The sequence below is a fragment of the Streptomyces palmae genome, assembly GCF_004684805.1.
Taxonomy (GTDB): domain Bacteria; phylum Actinomycetota; class Actinomycetes; order Streptomycetales; family Streptomycetaceae; genus Streptomyces; species Streptomyces palmae.
Genome location: NZ_SRID01000587.1, coordinates 1 through 2,540 on the forward strand (window position 1 = coordinate 1; position 2,540 = coordinate 2,540).

Genomic DNA, 2,540 nt, shown 5'->3' on the forward strand with positions numbered 1-2,540 from the left:
CACCCCGGAACCCCCGTCGGTGACGCACACGCAGGCCCCGGCCACGTACCCCCGAAAAGGGAGTCCGCGGCCGGGGCCCAGGTCCATCGAAGAGCCGCCAGGCTACTCGTGGCGCAGCCCGTCCGGGCGGGTCATCCGCCACAGCGGCGGCAGGCTGGCGAGGGTCACCAGGGCGATCACACCTGCCCCGATGCCGCCCATGATGCCCAGGCCCGCCCAGTCCACGGCGACCGGTGCCTCGATCATCTTCAGCAGTACGGCGCCGAGGGTGAGTCCGCCGACCATCGACACCGCGAGTCCCAGCACCACCGGGATGGCGGTCTGCCACAGCACGGACAAGCTGATCGTGGAGCGGCGGGTGCCGAAGGCGACCAGCACGGACAGCAGCCGCCTGCGCTCCCTCAGCTGCTCCAGAGTGGACACGATCATGCTGGCGCCGATCACCAGCAGCGTCGCGAACGCCCCGATGAACAGGCCGTTGCGGATGCTCCTGAACTTCCTGGTCTCCTCCGTGGCGACGACGCTGTAGCCGTTCCCCACCCCGCCGCTGACCTCGGCATCGGTGTTGCGTACGCGCTCGATGGCGTCCTCGGCGCTCTTGTCCAGGCTCACGATCACCTGGACGTTGGTGGCCCCGAAACCGGTCATGCCCAGGGCTCCCGGGGTGACGTAGATGCCTTCGCGGTCCATGCCCACGGGGTCGGGCCGGGTGTGGACCACGGTCGTGGAGCGGGGGACGGTCCAGCGCTTTCCGGCTCGGACCAGGTCCTTGGAGCCGTTGGTCCCCTGCCCTCTGCGGGCGCTGAAGCGGTCCTCCGCTTCCTGGCCGGTGATGACGACCTCGCTGCCCGGCGTGGTCGGCGCCCATTGGTCCTTCGTCAGGTACTCGGGCCGCTGGCTGACGTAGACATCGCCGTCCGCGCAGTGCGGCAGCCGGAGGAACTCCCGCAGCATGGCGCAGTCTGCGATGTGCATCTGGACGGGCGGGGTGTCGTAGGGGTCGTCATGGGACTGCCGGATCGTGGCCTCGACGGTGGCGAAGACCTCGCGTACCCCCGGGGTCCGCTGGAAGCGGGCGACGGCCTTCTTGGCGCCCTTCCCGTCGCGCACCGTGGACTGGGTGACGAACTGGGCCCGGGTGGGGTCCTGTCCGGTGTCGCTGGTGTGCTGGGCCTGCACGTTGGAGAACAGCATCTGGAGGGCGATGGCCCCGGCGACGGCCACCGTGATGCCGCTGACCGCACGGGCCGCGGCGCCGCTGGAGAGCTGGAGCCTGCGGGTGGCCAGCTGCCAGGGGAGCGGGCCGCCGCGCAGTCGCGCCACGACCGCCTCGACCACCCAGGGCAGCAGGGCGGTGGTACCGGCCAGCACCAGCACCGCGCCGATGGCGACCTGGTAGGTGTCCCGCGGGCCGGCCGCGGTGTAACCGGTCATCATCTGGTACAGCAGGGCCAGGCCGAGGAGCGGCAGCGCCAGCCGCCACCAGAGCCGGCGGCGGCGGGGCCGGGCCTGGCGTACGACACCGAGCGCCTCGATGGTGACGCCGCGCAGGGCGAAGAGGGTGACGACCACGGCGGCGGCGGGCACGGCCAGCAGTACCAGCAGGGCGAGCGGGGCCGAGGGGGTCAGGTCCGAGGAGAAGACGCTGTAGTTCCAGAGGGTGAATTCCTCGATGAACGCCCGGAGCGCCAGGAAGAAGGCGGTGCCGAAGGCCAGCCCGAGCAGCGCCCCGAACAGGGCCTCTCCGGCGGCGATGCGATGGGTCATGGCGCGGTCCGCGCCGACCAGCCGCAGCGCCGCGAGTCGCCGGTCACGGCGCTCGCCGCCGAAGCGCACCGCGGTGGCGATGAAGACGGCCACCGGCAGCAGCAGCACCACACAGCCGATGGTCGCCAGCAGGATCAGCTCCGGGGAGGGCTTCGTCTGGTTCATCGGCGCATGGTCCAGGGAGGCCGCGGCCGGCCCCCAGCCCTTGGTGCGGTTGGCGTTGTGCTGGTCGACGAGCTCGCCGCTCTTGGCGCCGGTGTAGAACATCAGCTCCGAGGGGCCTTGGAGGCCCTGGTCCGCGATGGTTCCGACCACGCGGTAGGCGGCGAACCGCTGCCGCAGCAGCGTGCCGTCACCGGAGTCGAGCAGCCGCTTGAGCGCGGGCGAGACCACCAACTCACCGGGGCCCGGGAATTTCCGCACGCCGGGCGGGGTGGCGGCATCGGCCCCCTCGGGCCGGATGATCAGGCCGCTGATGTCCTTGCCGTGATAGGCGGTGGAGGACTGCCGGAACAGCAGGGTGGTGGCCCCGCGCTCCAGGCCGGTGCTGCTCGCGATCCACGGGTCGCGCGCCTGGGTGCGGTCCTCGCGGGCGGACAGCACATGCGGTACGGAGGTGGCCACGAACAGGAGGGTGACGCCCAGGCCGACGCCGAAGGCGGTGAGGAGGGTCCTGATCCAGCCCTCCCGGCCGCCGGTCATCGCGAAGCGCGCGCCCATGGTCAGGTCGGCGACCCAGCGCAGCGGTCCGGGGCGGCGGGGGCCCGCCGGGG

Annotated in this window: 1 protein-coding gene; it reads right to left on the reverse strand. The window is 72.2% G+C overall.

Features of this window, described 5'->3' with window-relative positions; all coding sequences use genetic code 11:
• Positions 1–102 precede the first annotated feature (102 nt).
• The coding region (locus E4099_RS31225) for an FtsX-like permease family protein (RefSeq protein ID WP_342451961.1) at positions 103–2,540 on the reverse strand (2,438 nt) is incomplete at its 5' end.